18 protein-coding genes and 1 tRNA gene are annotated in these 20,653 nt (G+C 65.1%); 6 read left to right on the top strand and 13 right to left on the bottom strand.

From position 1 onward, the window contains the following. Nucleotide 1 precedes the first annotated feature (1 nt). From EF294_RS06075 to EF294_RS06045, 7 genes are all read right to left on the bottom strand, one after another. Entirely contained in the window at nt 2-1,360 is a 1,359-nt protein-coding gene (locus EF294_RS06075; RefSeq protein ID WP_123926841.1) for a protein kinase domain-containing protein, read from the bottom strand. Beyond that, a complete protein-coding gene (locus EF294_RS06070) occupies nt 1,357-2,841 on the bottom strand; it encodes a peptidoglycan D,D-transpeptidase FtsI family protein (protein WP_123926837.1) in 1,485 nt (494 codons plus the stop codon). Before EF294_RS06070 ends, EF294_RS06075 begins: the two co-directional genes overlap by 4 nt. Next, nucleotides 2,838-4,268: an FtsW/RodA/SpoVE family cell cycle protein gene (locus EF294_RS06065; RefSeq protein WP_123926833.1), complete on the bottom strand. Its 1,431-nt coding sequence runs from the start codon at nt 4,266-4,268 to the stop codon at nt 2,838-2,840. Before EF294_RS06065 ends, EF294_RS06070 begins: the two co-directional genes overlap by 4 nt. Next, on the bottom strand, nt 4,269-5,831 hold the full coding sequence (locus EF294_RS06060) for a PP2C family protein-serine/threonine phosphatase (RefSeq protein ID WP_123926830.1): 1,563 nt from the start codon (nt 5,829-5,831) through the stop codon (nt 4,269-4,271). Continuing rightward, nucleotides 5,828-6,295 carry an FHA domain-containing protein FhaB/FipA gene (locus EF294_RS06055; protein ID WP_123927530.1) on the bottom strand — a complete coding sequence of 156 codons (468 nt, stop codon included), beginning with the start codon at nt 6,293-6,295 and terminating at the stop codon, nt 5,828-5,830. The genes EF294_RS06060 and EF294_RS06055 overlap by 4 nt, the downstream gene beginning before the upstream one ends. A 244-nt stretch (nt 6,296-6,539) precedes the next feature. After that, entirely contained in the window at nt 6,540-7,709 is a 1,170-nt protein-coding gene (locus tag EF294_RS06050) for an FHA domain-containing protein (RefSeq protein WP_123926827.1), read from the bottom strand. A 50-nt stretch (nt 7,710-7,759) separates the two neighbouring features. Continuing rightward, nucleotides 7,760-8,044, bottom strand: a complete 285-nt coding sequence (locus EF294_RS06045) for a hypothetical protein (protein ID WP_123926824.1) — start codon at nt 8,042-8,044, stop codon at nt 7,760-7,762. Between EF294_RS06045 and EF294_RS06040 the strand changes: the two genes are divergently transcribed. From EF294_RS06040 to EF294_RS06015, 6 genes are all read left to right on the top strand, one after another. Further along, nucleotides 8,045-8,130: transfer RNA gene (locus EF294_RS06040), tRNA-Leu, on the top strand. Nucleotides 8,131-8,540: 410 nt separating this feature from the next. After that, nucleotides 8,541-8,714, top strand: a complete 174-nt coding sequence (locus EF294_RS21330) for a hypothetical protein (RefSeq protein ID WP_185090976.1) — start codon at nt 8,541-8,543, stop codon at nt 8,712-8,714. 9 nt (nt 8,715-8,723) lie between these two features. Continuing rightward, the gene (locus EF294_RS06035; protein ID WP_123926821.1) at nt 8,724-9,467 is read left to right on the top strand and encodes a hypothetical protein; all 744 of its coding nucleotides are present in this window, start codon (nt 8,724-8,726) and stop codon (nt 9,465-9,467) included. 491 nt (nt 9,468-9,958) lie between these two features. Further along, complete coding sequence (locus EF294_RS06025; protein ID WP_123926818.1) at nt 9,959-11,431, top strand: alpha-amylase family protein; 1,473 nt, start codon at nt 9,959-9,961, stop codon at nt 11,429-11,431. Between the two features lie 76 nt (nt 11,432-11,507). Continuing rightward, nucleotides 11,508-12,620, top strand: coding sequence for a ferredoxin reductase (locus EF294_RS06020; protein WP_123926815.1), 1,113 nt, complete (start codon nt 11,508-11,510; stop codon nt 12,618-12,620). A 94-nt stretch (nt 12,621-12,714) separates the two neighbouring features. Then, complete coding sequence (locus tag EF294_RS06015; RefSeq protein WP_185090961.1) at nt 12,715-13,953, top strand: fatty acid desaturase family protein; 1,239 nt, start codon at nt 12,715-12,717, stop codon at nt 13,951-13,953. Between the two features lie 22 nt (nt 13,954-13,975). Here EF294_RS06015 and EF294_RS06010 read toward each other — a convergent pair whose 3' ends face one another. The 6 genes from EF294_RS06010 to EF294_RS05980 form a co-directional block, all read right to left on the bottom strand. After that, the gene (locus EF294_RS06010) at nt 13,976-14,884 is read right to left on the bottom strand and encodes an AurF N-oxygenase family protein (protein WP_123926808.1); all 909 of its coding nucleotides are present in this window, start codon (nt 14,882-14,884) and stop codon (nt 13,976-13,978) included. A gap of 553 nt (nt 14,885-15,437) precedes the next feature. Beyond that, complete coding sequence (locus tag EF294_RS21960) at nt 15,438-15,668, bottom strand: phosphatase PAP2 family protein (protein ID WP_246007714.1); 231 nt, start codon at nt 15,666-15,668, stop codon at nt 15,438-15,440. Nucleotides 15,669-15,923: 255 nt separating this feature from the next. Continuing rightward, entirely contained in the window at nt 15,924-16,499 is a 576-nt protein-coding gene (locus EF294_RS06000; RefSeq protein ID WP_246007737.1) for a hypothetical protein, read from the bottom strand. A 446-nt stretch (nt 16,500-16,945) separates the two neighbouring features. Beyond that, nucleotides 16,946-17,350: a hypothetical protein gene (locus EF294_RS05995; protein ID WP_123927527.1), complete on the bottom strand. Its 405-nt coding sequence runs from the start codon at nt 17,348-17,350 to the stop codon at nt 16,946-16,948. An 807-nt stretch (nt 17,351-18,157) separates the two neighbouring features. Continuing rightward, a complete protein-coding gene (locus EF294_RS05985) occupies nt 18,158-19,024 on the bottom strand; it encodes an ERCC4 domain-containing protein (RefSeq protein WP_123926805.1) in 867 nt (288 codons plus the stop codon). Nucleotides 19,025-19,600: 576 nt separating this feature from the next. Beyond that, nucleotides 19,601-20,476, bottom strand: a complete 876-nt coding sequence (locus tag EF294_RS05980) for a TY-Chap domain-containing protein (RefSeq protein WP_123926802.1) — start codon at nt 20,474-20,476, stop codon at nt 19,601-19,603. Nucleotides 20,477-20,653: the final 177 nt, after the last annotated feature.

Genomic DNA, 20,653 nt, shown 5'->3' with positions numbered 1-20,653 from the left:
ATCAGCACGGCACCTGGATCGGCCCGATGTTGCACGACCGCGTGGTCGCGCCCGGATCGGTGGTCTGCGGCGTCGTCTCCTCGGGGGTCGTGGCCTCCGGCGTGCTGGTGTCCTCGGTGGTGGTAGTCCTGGTCGGCGGCCGCGACCGTGTGGTCGTGGTGTCCTCGGTTGTCGTCTGGTCGTCGGTGGTGGTGACCGTTTCGGTCTGAGTGGTGGTCGTCGACGATGGCGCCGGTGCGGGTGGGCTGTCGTCGGCGCTGGCCAGGTAGTACCCGATCAGCGCGATCGCCCCGACGAGCAGTGCCGACGCGACACCGGCGAGCACCTTCTGCCCGGTTGTCCAACCGCTCCCGCCCTGACCGGTGGCAGCAGCGGCGGAGGTGGTGGGCGGACGCGCGGAGGTCGGCGGCGGGGCCGAGTCGGTCATCGCGCGAGTGGCGTTGGCCCTGGTGGCCGCCATTGGGGTTCCGGCGCCGACAACACCACCGGTAGCTGCGGCCCCTGCGACGCCGGGCCGCAGCGGCCGACGTCCGGCGCGTACGGAGGCGACGGCGTCGGCGAACGCTCCGCCGTTGGGGTAGCGCTGCATGGGATCCTTCGACATGGTGATGTCGATCAGTTCACGCACGTTCGGCGGGATGGTATCCGGCAGGGGCGGGGGGGTCTCGCGAATGTGCTTCATCGCGACGGTGATCGCGCCGTCACCCAGGAACGGCCGCCGCCCGACGAGCGCCTCGTAGCCGACGACACCGAGCGAATACACGTCCGACGCCGCGGTCGCGTCGTCGCCGGTGGCCTGCTCGGGCGAGATGTACTGGGCCGTGCCCATCACCATGCCGGTCTGCGTGACCGGCGCGGCGTCGACGGCCTTGGCGATACCGAAATCAGTGATCTTGACCTGCCCGGTTGGCGTGATCAGGATGTTGCCGGGTTTGACGTCGCGGTGCACCAGCCCCTGGCTGTGTGCGGCCTGCAACGCGCGGCCGGTTTGCTCGAGCATGTCGAGGGTGTTGGCCACCGACAGCCGACCCATCCGCGAGATCACCGAGTTCAGGGGCTCGCCGTCGACGAGTTCCATGACCAAGTACGCCAGAGTGCCGCCGCCGCGGTCACCGGTCTCGCCGTAGTCGAAGACGTTAGCGATGCCCGGGTTGTTGAGCTTCGCGGTGGTCTGCGCCTCGGTGCGGAATCGTGCCGCGAACTCGGGATCGTCGGAGTACTCCGCCTTGAGCACCTTGACCGCAACCCGGCGACCCAGCCGGGTGTCGAGCGCTTCCCAGACCTGCCCCATACCGCCGGTGGCGATGAGACGCATCAGCCGATAGCGGTCGGCGATGATGGTGCCGTTCTGCAACGTCATCGTCCACCTCCTACATAAGCATTGATCACTGCCCGGCCGATGGGTCCGGCCACGGTGTTACCGACCGATTGCACACCGAACTTTCCATTCTCCACCACCACTGCGACGGCGATTTTCGCATCCGTCGACGGCCCGAACGCGATGTACCAGGAATACGGAGTGGCGGAGTTCTCGTCGCCGTGCTCGGCGGTCCCTGTCTTCGACGCGATCTGCACCGGCCCGCCGGACGGGTGTGACGCATTCTCCACCCCGACCATCATCGATGTCAGGCTAGCCGCCTGCTCCGAGGTGATCGGCGAGTTGATGGTGGTCGGTGGCGTCGTATACAGGGTGCGCAGGTCCGCCGACTGCAGCTTGTCCACCAGATACGGCTGCATACGCACACCGGCGTTGGCGACGGTCGCGGCAACCATGGCATTCTGCAGGGCCGACAGTGCGACGTCCTTCTGTCCGATCGCACTGAGCGCGAGCGATGCGCGGTCGGGGATCGTGCCAACCGTCGACCGCGCCACCGGCATCGGAATGTTCGGCGCCGGCGTATCGAGGCCGTAGAGCCGAGCGGTTTCCTTGAGCGTGTCGGTGGCGTTGGGCATCTTGTTGAGCACGAGGTCGGCGAAGGCGGTGTTGCACGAGTACTTCACCGCATCGGCGAGGCTGACGGTGCCGCTACCGCCCGGGCAGGTCTCGTCGCCGTAGTTGGGCAGCTTCGCGGTGCTGTCGGGCAGCTGAAAGGTCGACGCCGCGGTCAGCTGCGTCGACGCGCCGAGTCCGTCCCGCAGCGCCGCCGACGATGTGATGATCTTGAAGGTAGATCCGGGCGGATATATCTCGTCGGTCGCCCGGTTCTGCAGGCGTTTGTCCGCGCCGGTGTCGGCACCCCACGCTGCCTCCCGCACGTTCTGGTCGTGGCTGCTCAGCAGATTCGGGTCGTAGCTGGGCGACGAGGCCATCGCGAGGATCTTGCCGGTACTCGGGTCCATCGCGACGACCGCGCCGACGCACGGTCCGTCGCAGGTGGCCCCGGAGTTCAGCTGGTCGTAGGCGATCTGCTGTAACCGCGGGTCGATCGTCGTGACGACGTTGCCGCCGCGTGGATCCCGACCGGAGAACATGTCGGTGAACCGCTGGCCGAACAGGCGGTCGTCATTGCCGGAGAGGATTGAGTTCTCGTACTGCTCGAGGCCCGCCGACCCATACTGGATCGAGTAGTAGCCGGTGATCGGCGCGAAGGCACGCGGGTTCACCGGGTAGCGGCGCAGATACTTGTAGCGGCTGTCGGTGGCCTGCGACATCGCAATGACCTCGCCGCCGGCGATGATCGAGCCGCGCTGCCGGGAGTACTCATCGAGCAGCACCCGGTCGTTGCGCGGGTCGGAGCGCAGCTTGCCGGCCTTGATCACTTGCACGTAGGTGGCGTTGGCGAGCAGGACGACGATCAACGCGATGACGGCCACCGACACCCGGCGGATCGGAGTGTTCACGTGCGCTTCACCGCCTGCGTAGGCAGCGACTCGACGGGCTTGGGCGTCGGTCGGCGCTTTGTCGGATCCGGTTCGCGCGCAGCGTTGGACACACGGATCAGCAACGCCACCAACACATAGTTCGCGAGGAGAGATGAGCCACCGTAGGAGATGAACGGGGTGGTCAGACCCGTGAGCGGGATCAGCTTGGTGACGCCGCCCACAACGACGAAGACCTGCACCGCCATGGTCACCGACAACCCGGTGGCCAGCAGTTTGCCGAAGCTGTCGCGGACGGTCACCGCGGTCCGCAGGCCGCGCACGACGAAGATCATGTAGAGCATGAGCACCGCGGCCAGACCCACGAGCCCGAGCTCTTCACCGATCGTCGCGATGATGAAGTCGGTGTTGGCGAACGGCACCGCATTGGGTCGCCCCGAGCCCAGTCCGGTGCCGAACAAACCGCCGGTGGCCAGGCCGAACAGACTCTGACCCACCTGATAACCGGTGTTGTAGAAGTCGGCGAACGGATCGAGCCACACCGACACGCGCACCTGCAGATGTGGAAACAGCTGGTAGGCGAGGATCGCACCAACGGCGAACATGGTCAAGCCGATGACCACCCAGCCCACCCGTTCGGTGGCCACGTAGAGCATCGCCAGGATCGTGGTGAAGATCAGCAGTGGGCCCCCGAGATCGTTCTCGAGGGCGAAGATGCCGATCGCGACGACCCATGCGATCAGCAGCGGACCGAGGTCGCGGGCGCGGGGTAGATCCATGCCCAGGAAGTGCTTGCCCGCGGTGGTGAACAGGTCGCGTTTGGAGACCAGCAGGGCCGCGGTGAAAATGATCAGCAGGATCTTCGAGAACTCACCGGGCTGGATGTTGAACAGCGGCGTGCGAATCCAGTTCTTGGAGCCGTTGATCTCCGACAATGACGCGGGCAGGATCGCCGGGATCGCCAAAAAGATCAGCCCGCCCAGACCCAGCGTGTACGCATAGCGCGACAGGGTGCGGTGATCACGGATGAGGATCAGGATGGCGGCGAAGACGGCCATCCCGAGGAACGCCCACAGCAACTGTTGGTCGGCGTTGTCGGTCTTGGTCGTCGGATTGATCGACTCCCCGGTGTTGCCCGACCCCAGGTCGAGCCGGTGGATGAGAACGAGGCCCAGGCCATTGAGCATCGCTACCACCGGCAAGAACACGGGATCGGCGTGCGGGGCGAAGCGGCGCACCACCAGATGGCCGATCGCGAACAACACGATGTAGGCGGCAACGTACTTCGCGAGGTCTCGCGTCAGCGACTGATCCTGGGCGCTCTGCACGATGAGCAGAGAGACGGTGACCACCCCGATGGCACACACCAGCAGCGCCAATTCGGCGTTGCGTCCGGTGTGGTCGGGTTGGGTGGGCCGTGCGTGGTTCGGAGCGGTGGCTTGCGTCATCTACGGTTCCCGGCAGTTCGTTCCGGGCTGGTCAGCCGAGGGCGACGTCGACGATCCCGCCGAGTCGGAGGGAGCCGAACCGGCGGGTGCGGAGCTGCCGGGCGCCGAGCTGATCGCGGCACCCGAGGTAGGGGGCGCGGGCGCCTCGGTGACCGGGGCAATGTGGGCACCGCCGGGCCCGAAGGTCGCGGGCACCGGCGTCGCCGGTGCGGGAGCCGGGCTGGATGACGGTGGGGTGGGCGCGGGTGATTCCGACGGTATCGACTGGTCGTTGACGCCGGGTATCGGCGCCTTGCACAGCGGCAGCAATTCGAGCTCGCTGGTGGTGCCGAGGATGTCGTTGAGCGGTTTTCCGGCGATCCGGTGTTCGCGGACGGCCGACTGCGAGAACGGCTGCAGGTCGGCGACGTTGAGTGCGGTGCAGTCGGCGGTGTCCGCCGGCACGAAGGTGATGTGCGCGGACTCCTTGTCGGCGTCGACGATGCAGCCCTTCTGTACCAGGTTGCTCACCGAGTAGAACAGAACGGCGTCGGGAGAGCCTTGGTAGACAACGACTTTCGAGTCCTGATAGCCGATGTAGTAGGTGCGGTGCAGGTAGTAGCGTAAACCGAGGAAGCCCGCGAGGATGGCCACGATCACCAGGATGATGAACCCGATGGTGAACCATCGGCCCTTGTGTCCGGTCTGTACCGGCTCGTCGTCGGGCAGGATCGTCGGCTGCTGCGGCGCCTCGAGCGTTGGGCGTAGCGCCGCCGCACGGCCGGCCGCGGTTTTCGGGTCCGGGGTGTAGGCGTCCTCACCGGTGCCCGCGGCGCCGCCGACGATGGGCCGTGATTCGCCATAGTCGGTGTCGACGACGTCGGCGAGCACGACGGTCACGTTATCCGGTCCGCCACCGCGCAGGGCGAGTTCGATAAGCCGGTCGGCGCAATCCTTGTAGTCGCTGATCGAACCGAGGGTCTCGGCGAGGGTTTCCTCGCTGACGACGTCGGAGAGCCCGTCGCTGCACAGCAGATACCGATCGCCGGCACGGGCCTCGCGCACCGTCAAGGTCGGCTCGACCTCAGTACCGGTCATCGCCCGCATGATCAGTGATCGCTGCGGATGGGTGTGGGCCTGTTCGGGGGTGATGCGGCCCTCGTCGACGAGCGTTTGAACGAAGGTGTCGTCGCGGGTGATCTGGGTGAGCGCACCGTCTCGGTAGAGGTATCCGCGGGAATCGCCGATGTGGCACAGGCCGATTCGGGAGCCGGCGAACAGGATCGCGGTGAGGGTCGTGCCCATGCCGTCAAGCTCGGGTTTCGCCTCGACCTGCGCGGCGATCGCGTGGTTGCCCGCCTGCGTGGCGCGATTGAGGGCATCGAGCAGGTCTCCGGTGGCGTCGTCCTCGTCGAGGGTGCGCATGGATTCGATGACCAGTCGGCTGGCGACCTCACCTGCCGCGTGACCGCCCATGCCGTCGGCGAGCGCGAGCAACCGCGGACCGGCGTACGCCGAGTCCTCGTTGTTCGATCGGACCAGTCCCTGGTCACTACGCGCGATGTAGCGCAGTACGAGTGTCACGGGCGCAGCTCGATCACGGTCTTGCCGATGCGGATCGGCGTGGACAACGGGACCTTCACCGCTGTGGTCACCTTGGAGCGGTCGAGGTAGGTGCCGTTGGTGGATCCGAGGTCCTCGACGTACCAGTCATCCCCGCGGCGGGACAGTCGTGCGTGCCGCTCGGAGGCGTAGTCATCGGTGAGCACCAACGTCGAATCGTCGGCCCGTCCGAGGAGTACCGGCTGCGTTCCCAGCGTGATGCGCGTGTTCGCGAGCGCACCCGCGGTCACCACCAGATACCGCGCGGACCCCTTCGCGCTCGGCTTCGCCCGTCCCTTCTCGGCCGTGCCACGAAAGCGCGGCAGCCGGGATGATCCCGAGGCGGTGACGATGTCGGCGCGCACGGTGCGGATCACGGCATAGACAAACAGCCAGAGCAGCAGCAGGAAACCCAACCGGGTCAGCTGCAGCACCAAGCCCTGCATGTCGTCATCCACCTCCAGCGCATCTCAACGGTCGTCGATCGAATGAGTCGGTCTCCGACGATATGGAAAATCCCCACCCGTGCGGGTCCGGGATGCATGAAGACCCGAGGTGCATCTTATGGGCTCAACTCCCTGGGCCCGTCATTCAGATGTGTCAGTTTCGCATCAACGGGAGTCGTGCCTGCGTACGTCCGGCCGTCGCCGCCACGGTGGAGGCGCGTCGTGCGGTAGAGCCTCGATGGCCTTACTGGAAGCGGACGGTGATGTCGGAATGACCAACGCGAATGCGGTCACCGTCGGCGAGTTCCCAGCTGTTGACCTGGACGTCGTTGACGGTGGTGCCGTTGGTGGAGTTCAGGTCGGTGAGCATCGCGGTGCTGCCGTCCCATCGGATCTCCAGATGCCGACGAGAGACGCCGGTGTCGGGGAGGCGGAACTGCGCATCTTGGCCGCGGCCGATGACGTTGGAGCCCTCGCGGAGCGCAAAGGTGCGGTTGCTGCCGTCTTCGAGGATCAGCGTGATCGCGGTCGGCGCGTAACCGGCTGCCTGACGGCCGTAGCCCTGCTGGTAGTCGTAGCCGCCCTGCTGGCCATAGCCGCCCTGGTCGTAGGCCTGTTGGCCGTAGCCCTGTTGGTAGTCGTAGCCGCCTTGCTGGCCGTAACCCTGGTCGTAGCCCTGTTGGCCGTAACTCTGCTCGTAGCCTTGCTGGCTGTATCCGCCCTGCTCGTAACCTTGGCCGGGCTGCGCATAGCCGTGGTCGTAGCCCTGTTGGCCGTAACCCTGGTCGTAGCCCTGCTGGCCATAGCCTTGTTGGCCATAGCCGTTCTCATGGGCGGGCTGGCCGTAGCCCTGTTGGTAGTCGTAGCCGCCTTGCTGGCCGTAGCCCTGGTCGTACGCAGGTTCCGGTGCCCTGCGCTGGTCGTATCCGGGGTTCTGCGTCATCTCTGGGGCTCCTACTTGTTTGGCCGCATCGTGTGGATGTGGATCTGGCGGTGACTGTGGTCCGGGTAGGCCTCCGTCGCGCACCGGTCGCGGCTGCGCGTCCGGGTTGACCGAGCCGCGCGCACGGAACATACCCGTGTGCAGGGACGGAGACTGGTCGAATTCGACGACGACCTGACCGTATGTCTGCCACCCGTTGTCTTTGATGAAGTTCTCCAGGTGTTTGGAGAACCGCTTGCGGTTCAGCTCGTACTCAACCGAGATCTGGTCGTGGTCGGTCGGACTGAAGAGCAACGTGTAGCTGTTCGCGGCCAGGATTGTACCGTCACCGAGATTCTCCAACGATTCCTCGGCTTCTCGCTGCAGGCCGTTCTCGATCTCCTGCGGGGCGACCTCGCCGCCGAAAACACGCGCGAATCCGTCATCAACAGCACCTTCGAGCTTGCGCTCGATGCGTTGCAAAATCCCCACCGTCGACCTCCCTTCGGCGCTTGTGTGGCGTGTCGCCGTGCGTGTGGCCTTCACAGATGATACCGATACTGACGGCCCAGGCTGCCATGAAGCAACTGCTGTATCGTCTGCAACATACGCATCACCACCGTCAGCGGCGTGCTCCTACCGCTGAAATCATCCCTGACCTGTGCTTGGACGTCCACCCCCGCGGTGACGGGTAGCCAGTGACGCGGTTTGTCCGGCGGATCAAAGTTGTCGTTTTTCACTTGCGGTGCCGTGCGTGCTATCGTCGTCCAGGCCGTTGATCGAGCCCATCGATTCACGGTCATGCCCGCCGAGAACTCGGCGGCCACGGGCGAGTGGCGGAATGGCAGACGCGCTGGCTTCAGGTGCCAGTGTCCTTCGGGACGTGGGGGTTCAAGTCCCCCTTCGCCCACCACGGAGCAGTCCTGCTCAGTTTGATGCCAAAGTCAGGTTGCGGAAATGCGCCGCGGCCTGTTGTTGGCGGGATCGCGTGTGGCTGTCGCGAACGTGCATCCCTGAACCGGGCGTCAACGTCCCGGATTACCCCTCGCGATGTGCCGTCTGCGCCGAGCCGCCACAGTGCACGGCCGCCGAGAGCGGCGATGTCGACCAAGAGAAGACCGGTAGCGCTTGGCCGTCACACCTCAGTCGTTACCGATGACGGCACCCCGGTCGCCCGCGTGACCGATCCCACCACCGGCAACGATCCAGCCCAAGTGTCCACCGATCAACTCACCGCCGCCACCCGCATGGGCCCTCTACGCCAGCCCCGAAGCGCAACCATCGGCGCTGGGCGCGCAAATCCGCTCCGAGATGGACAATGGGATGTCGGTGCCCAAAGCGGTTGTCTTCGAGACCGCCGGACTCGGAGCGGGAATTGCCACGGGGGCTCTGGTCGGGGCCGCAGTGGGTGGACCTGTCGGTGCACTCGTCGGTGCGGGACTTGGCATTGTCGCGTTGACCGCTACGACATCTGCCATCCAGTGGCTGTGGAAGTAAGGAAGCAATATGGATCTGCCCTCGCACGAGGAGATCGTCGAATTTGATCGGCGTGCGCCACGCGTAGCCGCGGCAGGAATGGCAGTAGCAGCCCTATTCATCGTCGCCGGCATTGTCGGTATCGTCGTGGCGCTGGTCAGAGGCGAGCCCGAGGCGTTGATTCCGATAGTTTCGCTGCAATTGATTGGTGCTGCACTCCTACTTCTGGCCACCGGACGTCCCGATACCGCGGAGACATCGACCTACTTTTCTGTGGCCCGAGGTAGCAGGTGGTGGCAAGGGTTGAAGCTCATCGCGCATCTGTGCGCTTTCGTCTACGCATGGATTGCGATAGGTGCCCTGGCCGCTCCGTCGTGGGCGCAAATTTCGCCCAGTATCCGCAGCCCACTAACGGGAGTAGCTTGCATTTTCATATCACTGATCTCTTTTGTCGGATCTATCCTGATGGATATCAACTACGTGCGGAGACCTGCCATTGAGATATCCGCCAAAGGTGTCACCGTTCAATATTTTCGCAGGCGGCTACATATCCCCCTTGCCGGAATAGGTAGGGTTTCACTGTTCCCACAGGGTGCAGGAGAGATTTACCTCTACCCAAGCCAGGGATATACGATTCAGCGCGAAGTTGGCGGCAACTTCGAACCTTCAATCAAACAAAAGTCGATCCCGATCTATGTCATGCGTAACGGCATTACGGCTGAACAGTTGACACAGAGTCTTGCACGGTTTGCAGCGCGCGAAAGCCCGCAGTAGCGGGCACGCATGACACCCGCCACCTGCACGACCGGGGTCGGGAAGGATTATCAGTAAGACCGTCGTTCGACGAACCCACCCTGCATCGCATATTTGTTCAAGGCGCGCAACGCATTCGCCACGAGTGCGCCCAAGCGCATCCACGACTCGTTCAGCAACACCGTGACGTACGGGCGGGTGCAGTCGGGTCCGCCGATACGGACGTGAAACGGCCGGGGGGATTCTCAATCGGGGCGTTCCAGTGGACAAGATACTCGTAGCCTGGCCGGCCGATGTCACGCTCGGTGCCGAGGAGCTCGGCGGAAGCGCCTCTGGCGCATTCGAAAAGCAGTATGCGGGTGTCTCGCCTACGGTGCCGACTATCGAAGTTCTGCTCGACAAAGTACTGCTGCATCTCCGGGCGTAACGCCTCGTGTACAAGACGCATGTGGTCGAGCACCGAACCCGACCGTCGAGGTGGCTGACGGCCAGAGATCTGGCACAGTAACGCTGTGCAGCCCCACCCGGTCCTCTACGAGATCAACACCTGGCCGTGGTTGGAGCGGATCGGTCGGCAGCTCGGGCACCCGGTCACCCTCGGCACGGTGCCCGAGGACGTGTGGGACAGCATCGCCGTCGGACCCGTCGACGCCGTCTGGCTCATGGGCGTGTGGCAGCGCAGTCCCGCCGGTGTGCAGATTGCGCTGGCCGACGGCCCGCTCGTCGACACCTTTCGTGCCGCATTGCCCGACTACACCTCCGACGACGTCGTCGGCTCGCCCTACTGCATCCGCGACTATGTCGTCGACGAGCACCTGGGCGGGTGCGACGGGCTGGCCACCGCCCGCGAGGCGCTCGCCGCCCGAGGGATCGGACTGATCCTCGACTACGTCCCCAACCATCTCGCGACGGATCACCCGTGGGTCACCACGCACCCCGAACGCTTCGTCGCGGGCTCGGCCGAGGAACTCGCTGCCCGCCCGACCGAGTTCATCGGGGTCGGCGGACGGGTGCTGGCCAATGGCCGTGATCCTCACTTTCCACCGTGGCGCGATGTTCTGCAGCTCAATGCCTTCCACGTGGATACCGTGGACGCCGCGATCGACGAATTACGCGGGATAGCCGAGCGTTGCGACGGCGCGCGTTGTGACATGGCGATGCTCATGACCACCGATATCTTCGCCCGGACCTGGGGCAATCGGGTCGGTCCGGCACCGGGGCAGGACTACTGGACGCGGGTCATCCCCGCGGTCCGCGAGCAGCACCCCGGCTTCCTATTCGTCGCCGAGTCCTATTGGGGCACAGAACAGTTGCTACGAGTCCAGGGCTTCGACCACTGCTACGACAAGGCGTTCACCGACGCCCTCGAGCGTCATCCGCACGAGGTCGCGCGCCTCATCCACCACGATCCGGACCCCGCAGGTAAGGTGCGCTTCGTCGAGAATCACGACGAGCCGCGCGCGCAATCGGTGTTCGGTCACCGCCACCGGACGGCGGCGCTGACCGCACTGACCCAGCCGGGCGCCCGCCTCGTCCACGACGGCCAGGCCGACGGTCGGACCATCCGCCTACCGGTCCAACTGCGGCGCGAACCTGCCGAACCCGTGGACCCCGACCTCCGCGACTTCTATCGCATCCTTCTGGATGCGATCAGTGAAAGTCCGATGAGCACAGGTACTTTCGACCCACTGCACGTTCACGGCTGGTCAGACCGGTCTACCGGGGGACTGGTGGCCTGGGCGTGGACCGATGCGCGTGACGCCTCGGACGGCGGTTGTCGCCACCTGATCGTGGTCAACCTCGACGACGCCGCGGCTGCCGGTCGTGTGCAGACCCCGTGGCCGCAGCTCGCCGGGTCCACGGCCACCCTCACCGATCTGCTCACCGGTACCGACCATCACCGTAGTGCCGACCCCGACGAGTACATCTTCGTCATGCTGCCGGGCTGGGGTGCGCATCTTCTCGACGTCCACATTCACCGCTGACCAGGAAGCCGTGAACGCGGTGATGTAGGCCACTCTGTGGGTGTACAGTCGTGCACACTGTGACCGAGGGAGGCCGATGAATCTTCTCCGCTGGAGCAAACGTCCAGCCGCGGGGGTCAACGCGAGAAGTCCGCAGGCCAACGTCGTGCGCGGACTCGTCGCACGGGCCACCACGCCACTGTTGCCCGATGACTACCTGCACCTGATCAATCCGCTGTGGTCGGCGCGCGAGCTGCGCGGACGCATCATCAAGGTTCGTAAGGAGACCGACGTCTCGGCGACGGTCGTCATCAAGACGGGCTGGGGATTCCCCGCGGACTACAAGGCCGGTCAGTACGTCGGGATCGGCCTGCAGGTCGATGGTCGCTGGCACTGGCGCTCGTACTCGCTGACATCGTTCGGCGAGAACACCGACGACACCATCTCTATCACCGTCAAGGCAAACCCCGACGGCTTCCTGTCGACGCACCTCGTCGACGGTGTCGCCCCAGGGACGGTGATTCGCCTTGCCGCCCCCAAAGGCGATTTTCACCTTCCCGAGCCGCTGCCCGAGTCGATTCTGTTCCTCACCGCGGGCAGCGGGATCACCCCGGTCATGGGCATGCTGCGCTCGATGAGTGCACGCGGCGCGATCCCTGACACCGTCCACGTGCACTCCGCGCCCACCCGCGACGAGGTGATCTTCCTCGACGAACTCGAGTCCCTCGACGAGCAGGTTCCGACGTATTCGCTTGCGCTGCAACTGACTCGGTCGGACGGCAAGTTCTCCATCGACGATATCGACGCGCAGGTCCCCGATTGGCGGGAGCGGTCGTGCTGGGCATGCGGGCCGGTCGCCTTCCTCGACGACATCGAGTCGGCGTATTCGGCGGCCGACCTCCGCGATCAACTGCACATCGAGCGGTTCGCCATCGCGCGGACCGACGTCGGCGGCGAGGGCGGCACCGTTACCTTCACCAAGTCCCAGAGGACCGCGGAGCTCGACGGGGCGACCACACTCCTTGAGGCCGGTGAGGATCTCGGAATCCAGATGCCCTTTGGCTGTCGGATGGGCATCTGCCAAACCTGTGTGGTCCCGCTGGCCCAGGGGTACGCGCGTGACCTGCGCACCGGAGAAGAACGTCGCGAGGGCGAACGTATCCAGACGTGTATCAGCGCAGTATCCGGGGAATGCACGCTCGACCTGTAGAAGAAACCACTGATGCCGGTCCAGCCCGCGGCCGCATCCCATCCTGCGGCTCACGTCGCCGCACACCAGTCCGATCATCGGGAGGACGATGCTCATGGCGATCACCGACATCGACACCTATGCCCATCTGACCGAGGCCGACGTCGAGGCGCTCGGCGCCGAACTCGACGCCATCCGACGCGACATCGAAGAATCGCGCGGGGCTGATGACGCTCGTTACATCAAGCGCGTCATCACCATTCAACGATCCCTCGCCGCCGGTGGCCGAGTGGTACTGATGTTCAGCAATCGGCGTCCAGCCTGGTTCTTGGGAGCGGGCATGCTCGGGCTCGCCAAGATCGTCGAGAACATGGAACTCGGCCACAACGTGATGCACGGTCAATGGGACTGGATGAACGATCCCGAGATTCACTCGTCGTCGTGGGAGTGGGACACCGCGTGCCCAAGCGTGCAGTGGAAGCATTCGCACAACTTCGTGCACCACAAGTACACGAACATCGTCGGGATGGACGACGACGTGGGTTACGGCATCCTGCGCGTGACCCGCGATCAACCGTGGGAATGGTGGAATCTCGGTAACCCGTTCATCAACCTGACGCTGGGAACGTTCTTCGAATACGGTGTCGCGCTGCACCATCTCGAGACCGAGAAGCTGCGCAAGAAGGAGAAGACCTATCGGCAGGCCGCCAAGGATTTGCGCATCATCGGCCGCAAGATCGGAAAGCAGGCCGCCAAGGACTACCTGATCTTCCCGGCGCTGTCGGGCCCCTACTGGCGCACCACGCTCACCGCGAACCTGACCGCCAACTTCATCCGGAACTATTGGGCGTACATGGTGATCTTCTGCGGTCATTTCCCCGACGGTGCCGAGAAGTTCACCGTCGCCGAGTACGAGGAAGAGGATCAGCCGCGGTGGTATCTGCGACAGATGTTGGGATCAGCCAACTTCCGGGCCGGACCGATCATGCGCTTCATGAGCGGCAATCTCAGTCACCAGATCGAGCACCACATGTTCCCCGACCTGCCGAGCAATCGTTATGAGGAGATCGGAGTGCGGGTGCGGGAACTGTGCGACACATACGACCTGCCCTACACCACCGGCAGCATCGTGCATCAGTACGCGCAGACGTTCCGGACGATCCTGAAGCTGTCGGTGCCCAACGCATTTCTCAAGGCAACCGCCGACGACGCTCCCGAGACCGCCTCGGAGTTGCGTTTTGCCTTCCGCGAGGGCATCCGCACACAATTTGGTGTCGACCCGGTGACGGGAAAGCGTCGCGGACTTCGGACTGCGTTGCGTGAGTTGAAGAATTCGTCGGTGCGCCCTGCCTGATGAGGGCACCGCGTCAGACCTCTCAGAGCATGTGCACCTTACGATAGATCCGCGCTGCGGCTGGGGTGAGGAGTCCCACCTCGTCGAGGAACTCCATGAGATGCGCACAGCCGGTGCGCACCATGGACTGGAAGTGGTGGTTGCGCCGCATTTCGCTGATTGCGCGGTGATGGTCGAGCCCGGCGTCAATGTAGGCCTGGGGGCGGACGAGGCTGGTGAAGATGTAGGACGCAGCGGTGGCGAGGTAGACGGCACTCCACTGCCGCTTGATGTAGCCGAGGTCGCGCACCGACTCACGGACTTCCTCGCGGGCGAATTTCATGTGCCGCGACTCCTCGAGCACGTGGATCTCGTTGACGGTGCGAATGAACGGCAGCACGCGCTCGTCACGCATGCAACCACGCTGGAACACGTCGAGGATCTCCTCGGCCACGAGGATGCCCGCGTAGGCCACCTCGTCCTTGACCGTCGCCATGAAGAACTTGCCGAACCGACCGAGCCGTGGATGCGGCGTGTAGGACGTACCGACCATTTTCTCGGTCGCCTTGGCGAACATGATCGAGTGGCGGCATTCGTCGGCGATCTCGGTGAGCGCGAACTGGAATTCGGGGCGATGGTAGTCGGTGAGATATTGGTCGCGGATCACCACCGCCTGCAGCATCATCTCGAACCAGATCCCGATCGACATGATCGAGGCGAACTCGTGCCGAGTCAGTCGGATTCGCTGTTCTTCGGTCATCTCCTGCCAGTACGGAGTTCCATAGAGCGTCGACCATTCGGGACTACAGCCGTATTTGGTCGGGTCCATAGGGGCGTCCCAGTCGATCTCGGTCATAGCGTTGCGGGATAGGCGCGCAGCCGAAGCGAGGAGACGCGCCGAGACCTCGTCGGGACCCGAATCGGTGGAGGAGGTGAGCGGTGCCACGGTCATGCATACATGACAGCACCAACCGTGCCATTAGTCAATGGCACCGTTAGGCCGACGAGGGACGCGCGATCTCGCTGCGCCTCAATCCGATCGGTGAGAGATACCGCGTCGCCGTCGCACCGTGGTGCACAACTGCGCGTGAGCGCTGAATCCGGACTTCGCCGCGATGTCGCCGACGTTCGTCCGGCTCCTGATACGCAGGTCGTCGAGAGTACGGCGAGGCGCTGTCCGCGGACTATTGGCTCGCCGATGTTGCGGACTCCGCGCATGCCCGATTCCAGGGCCGCAGAGTGACTCCCACTGTTTGCGCAATGTCGGCCGCGGTGAACTCGCCGTCGCACACGGCCTGATCGATGCACCGCCGGGTCAGCTGGATCCCGGATGGTCGAGAGATCACCGGTGAGCCCCGAGCCGACGCCGACGGCGTCGAGCAGTGACTGCCTCGGTGAACACTGGACGGCTCGCGGAAATCTCCCTCGCGTCGTTCACACACGGCGAGCAATCCGCACAGCGCTGCCCCTGGCGCTGACGGTGACGAGAATTGCCAGGCAACGCATCAGGAACGAGCCCGAGGTGGCGGGGAGTCGGCCCACGGATCGGGCAGCAAGGCGCCGAGACAGACGACGACAAGCACCGACATCACTACATCACTGGGTCGGTGCCGACCGTCGGCGATCAGTCCGAATCCGATGACCGAGGCCCACGTCGCACCGATGATGGGCTGCAGCCACGTCGGTGCCGCCGTGATCACCACCACCACGCATGAGGTGACTGCGGCGTGCGGCACGTGGGCCACGGCGGATGCGCGCCGGCTCGCGTCGAGGACGTACTGGTTGACGAGCTGACCCCCACGACGTGCGCCCCGCGATGCCGTACACCGCCGCCGCAAGAAGCAAGGCGATGACCGTGGCGACCACCGCCGCGTCAAGGCAGGGCGGACGACGATTTTCCCGGCGCCGCGTGGCTGCCGCCGTGGGCGTCGTTACCAGGACACTCATGTGCCCGAGGCTAGGCGACGAGTCCGGGAAAGGGGGCGAAGCGTCTACCGTCTGCCTCCCGGCGACTCCATGCAGCTCGAGGGTGAGGCGGCGCGCGGGCCGTGGGTACCAACGACGGCCTGATCGGCGACGGCCCGATCGGCGACCGGACGCAATGCGATCACCAGTGTCGCGGTGGCGATGGCCCCGGCAGGCAACTCGGCATGCACCGTCCGCCGATGCCCGGTGGTATCGACCACGGTGATGTCGGCCATGGCCGCTCCGGTCAGCCCGACACCGACGAACGCCACATCGGCGATCGCGGTGGTCTGCGGCAGTGCAGCATCGACACGCACCAGCGCGCGTCCACCCGTGACGTGCGCTGCGATGATCCTGGTGACTAGAACCCGGCGTGCTGAGTCCATCAAGGATGCGGGGTGGCACTCATCGGTCGTCGGGCAGCGCGGTTCGCCTGCGGCATCGATGAAGAATCCTGTTGTGTGACGCAGTGATTCGGCGCGCAGGGCGGTCCCACCGATGAAAAGATCGGTCCCCGACGAATGAATCACGACCGGCCAGAGTGCGGGATCGAAGGATCGGGACACCAGAACACCTTTCAGAGAGGGCAGTAGCTCGAACAAGCTCACCTCTTTGGTCTACCCGGCTCTGCAACACAGCAACAGGTATACCGGCGCCAAGATGTCGTCAAGATCCGAGCAGCTCCTCGCAAGCACCCCGATTGCGGTGACTCACCCCATATTTCAAGGGAAGCAGCAACTCCGAAGGCGACAGGCATCGTCTGCCAAGTCTGACCGTGCATCGTAGAACCCGTCAGAGAGAAACGCACACAGCGGATCTCGGAGGTGCCAACCAAAAGGAGCCACACATGGCCGCACCCAGTCGCAACAACCACCCCGCCCCGGTCCAGCGCCGCCGCCGCGTCCGCCGCTACGACCCGCGTTCGCGCCGGTGGCTCTGGACGTGGCAGTGAGCCAGCGCGCTGCGCCCTGACCAGTGCGACATACGAACAACCCCGCCCGATACCGGGCGGGGTTGTTCGTATGCGATGCGCTTGACGCGAGTGCGATCAGCTCGTCGCGATCGCCACGTTCAGGATGACGATCAGCACGATCAACACGATCGGGATGACCGACACAGCGATGGCCAGACCGACACCGTTGTACTGCTGTGGCGCGGGCCCCAGCGACCCGCGGGAGTATGCCCACACCGGCGCCCGATACTCCAGTTCGACGCCCTGGCCCGGCGCCACGAGCACCGGGAGATCGGCAGGCCCGATACGCGGTGGCAGAAGGTACGGAACATGGACGTGCACGTGATGCGCTCCAGGCGGCAGCGGGATCTCGTTGCGGCCCCACGTGCCGGGGCGTTCCTGGCCGTCGACGGCGATCTTCGGCTTGATGAAGAACAGCAACCACATGAGCGGGAAGAATTTCGCGTCGATGGTGACGCCCTGCTGCTGACCTGCTTGCACCGGCGGCGCGCCTTGCCCGCCTCCGGGGTGATAGGCGTCCGGGGCCGGATTCTTCTGCAGTGAACCCGGATGCTGGGGTAGCGGCCCGTACTGGGGTTGACCGGGGCTCGGTGGTTGCGCGTACTGGGGTTGACCGGGGCTCGGTGGTTGCGCGTACTGGGGTTGACCGGGCAGTTGACTTCCGGGTTGCGGCGCCCCGTACCCTGGCGCCCCGTACCCTGGCTGCCCGTACGGGGGTTGCCCCGGCGGTGGTTGCCCGTACGGACTGGGTTGCCCGTAGGGCGGATTCGGACTGTTCACCCAATTCCCCCTCGATCGATCGACCCGCGTGCCGGGCCAGCGTGGCTGGCAGTCAATGTACGCGATGGCCATTGAGTGGCGCGCATGTGCAACTGCTTCGGGGTACTGCCCGATCCACGGGGAGTGAGACCGTACATCGAATGCATCAGCGATCGCGGTCTTGGCGGAGGTGCTACCGCGAACGAACCGAGGCCGCCGCCGACTGCCCACGTCGATCGGTCTGCGACGCGAGGGTCAATAGATCATCGGAGGTTCTTGCAGCGCAGGAACGCCATCGTGGGAAGTATCATGACGGAGCACGCGGCGACGATACCGTCGCCGACGCCGAATCCCACGATGCACACTCCGACCAGGGCGATCGGCATAGCGTAGGAAGCAAGGCCATTTCTGCACCGTCCCCTCGCGCGGAGCGAGTTGGAGGCGGGATGCTCGGGGCCACCGCGAGCATCGCAATCATTCACACGGTGGAGCCAGGGCTCATCGATCACCTGCTCCGGGGGAGAGTGGTCATAGGCCATCCGGGTCGGTCGGCATGCCCACCATGCCGCCGCTGAGCTGTGTCGGCGAGCTCTTTCCCGCCCGGTCGAGATCCCACTCGGCCAGGCAGGCGCCGAACCAGCGGTACAGCCATTCCTGTGCGAGAGCGCGTGTCTCACAGAACACGATCGGCACCGTCGGAAACCTGGCTTGGGCCTCGGCGACGGCATCGGCCACTGAGGAGGCCGGTGCGTGTTCGAGTTTGAAGAGTTTCGAGTACCCGGAGTCGACGATCACCGCGCCACGCGGCTGTGCGGCGAGATCGGCCATGACGTAGGTCATCTTGCCGGACAACAGGCTCGACGCGAGGTCCTCGATGCTCTTGCGTTCGGCGGTCGCCACCAGGTCCTCGCCGTCGAAGACCGCATAGTCGCCGACTGGGAGACCACGCTTGCTCGTGTGCGCCTGCTGTGCGGAAAATTTGTAGCCGTAGCGTTCTCGGGTGTCGACCACGATGTCGACAATGCGACCGTGCGCTCGCGCGGTGGGGACCGTCACGTTTGGTCGGGCCTGTTTGGCGGTGCGTCGTGATTGCCAGAACACCATCTCGCGCCCGCGAGCGCGGGTCAGTACGAACTGCGAGCGATTCTCCCGTCCGCGTTCGAGCACCAGGTCGATGGCCGCGCCACGACGGCTGATCGACCGTACCGCCAGGCACTCGACGATCTCGGGGTCCTCCGGCCACTCGCCGACGCGCTGGCAGTACACCTTGGTGGTACGTGGCCAGGTCTCCCGGGTCTTCAACACAATCCCGTCGGGGCCCAAGGGCAAACGCACGAGATAGGGCAGCGACGTGCCCTCCTCGGGATTGCGCGCTATCAGCAGGTCATCCGGCACAGCAACCAGGGTGCCGGATCACGGGGGGCACAGTCACCCCGGCCGGCGGATGTGGGTTCCTCATCTGCATCAACCCGCCTCGATGGTCGTGGCCAACCAGGCTCACGGTGGATGCGGTCAACCAACCTCACCGACGGTGGGGATGTTGGGTGTGCAGCGAGCCACGGCCCGCAGCCGATGCGTGAGGGGGACGCGTTGCAGTGCGTCGACGAGCACCGTTGCTGAGTGCGCTATTGATCGGAGACCTCGCCCGGGGTGTGGCCGCCCCTTTCCAGGTCATCACGTGCGCAGGCGTCCCCCGAGTCCCCGAGTCTCACGTCCACGACGGGCGCGGGCACAGTGCCCGGTACCGCCGGACCCACGAATCAGAGGGACGCCCGCATGATCGGCCGGCAGGTGATCGCCATGACCCATCTCTCGGAGGACGCCAGGGTGAGCGGATCCCCGTCCGCGGTAGCGTCTCGATCACCGGGAAGAACCCGCACGGTGGTGACTACCCACTCGGCGCATACACCAAGACCGCTGCGCTCACGTGGGCCGATGCGCTGGGGTGGGCGCGGTAGGCGGGGACTCGCTTCAGAGACCTGGTCCGCATGCGTCGTCGGTGAGCGCCGAGACGATCTTCGGGCGCACCTCGTCGACGAATTGCAACCACTGGCCGATACCAGCCGCGACGTTGTGGCGTGCGAACGCGGTGGCCTCGACCGTCAGGACGGCGACGACGCAGGTGTCGTGCACGACGAGTTTGATCCCGGTGTAGGGCAGGGTCTCGGTTGCCACGAAGCGGTAGGCCGCAGGCAGATCGGCGACGCGATCGACGACGATGCCGAAGAACTCCAATGTCGGGCGCTCGCGCAGAATCCGCAGCCACGACTTCACCTCGCCGGTCGGCAATGGAATGTCACCGTCGTCGTCGACCATCACCGGATGCCCCGACATGGTCCCGAGCGCCTCGACCACCATGGCCCGCAGGTCACTGTGCCGCGCGGGCAGAGCGATCACCTCGAGCGCCGGCTCGTGTCGGGCAGGTGCGTCACCGGTCAGGAAGGCCGGATGTCCGACACCCCAAACCTCGATCAGTGTGGTGGTGGTCAGCGCGGCGAGAGCGTCGACCTGTGCTCGATCGGCTTGCGAGGTGAATGATCCGTCACCGTCGTTGCGATCCCAGCCGAGGAGTGTGAGATCGGCGATGTTCCCGCGCATCACGTCGGGGTGCGGATGCAGATCGTCCTCGACGATCGTGCATACGATACGGTCGTCGCGGGCAGAGAAGCTCAGTACGCCGTGGGATCCTTCGGGGATCTCGAGGCTCTGTTGGACGACGAGTTCCTGGCCGTCGTCGAGGTCGGACAGAAGGGCCGCGAGCAGATGACGGTATCGGGCCCAGGCCTCGTTGACGGCCGTGTCGAAGTCGACGTGGCCGCGCATGTCGTCTGCACGCTCTGCGCCCATCCCGCACCTCTCATCCGGGTGTAACCCGCGTCCGCCACCGCTCGGCGATCCGGCTCCTCGAGGGCCCGTCTGGTTCTATTCGGGCTGCATCATGACCGGGCTTGCCTCATGCGCTGGTAGCGAGGCTACGGATCCTCACCATCAAGTGCCGTGTCGCGCGCGAGGATCCCCCCATTC

Source organism: Gordonia oryzae, from assembly GCF_003797185.1.
Classification (GTDB): domain Bacteria; phylum Actinomycetota; class Actinomycetes; order Mycobacteriales; family Mycobacteriaceae; genus Gordonia; species Gordonia oryzae.
Note: the sequence above shows the minus strand (reverse complement) of the source record. Positions and strands in the feature narration are given on the sequence as shown.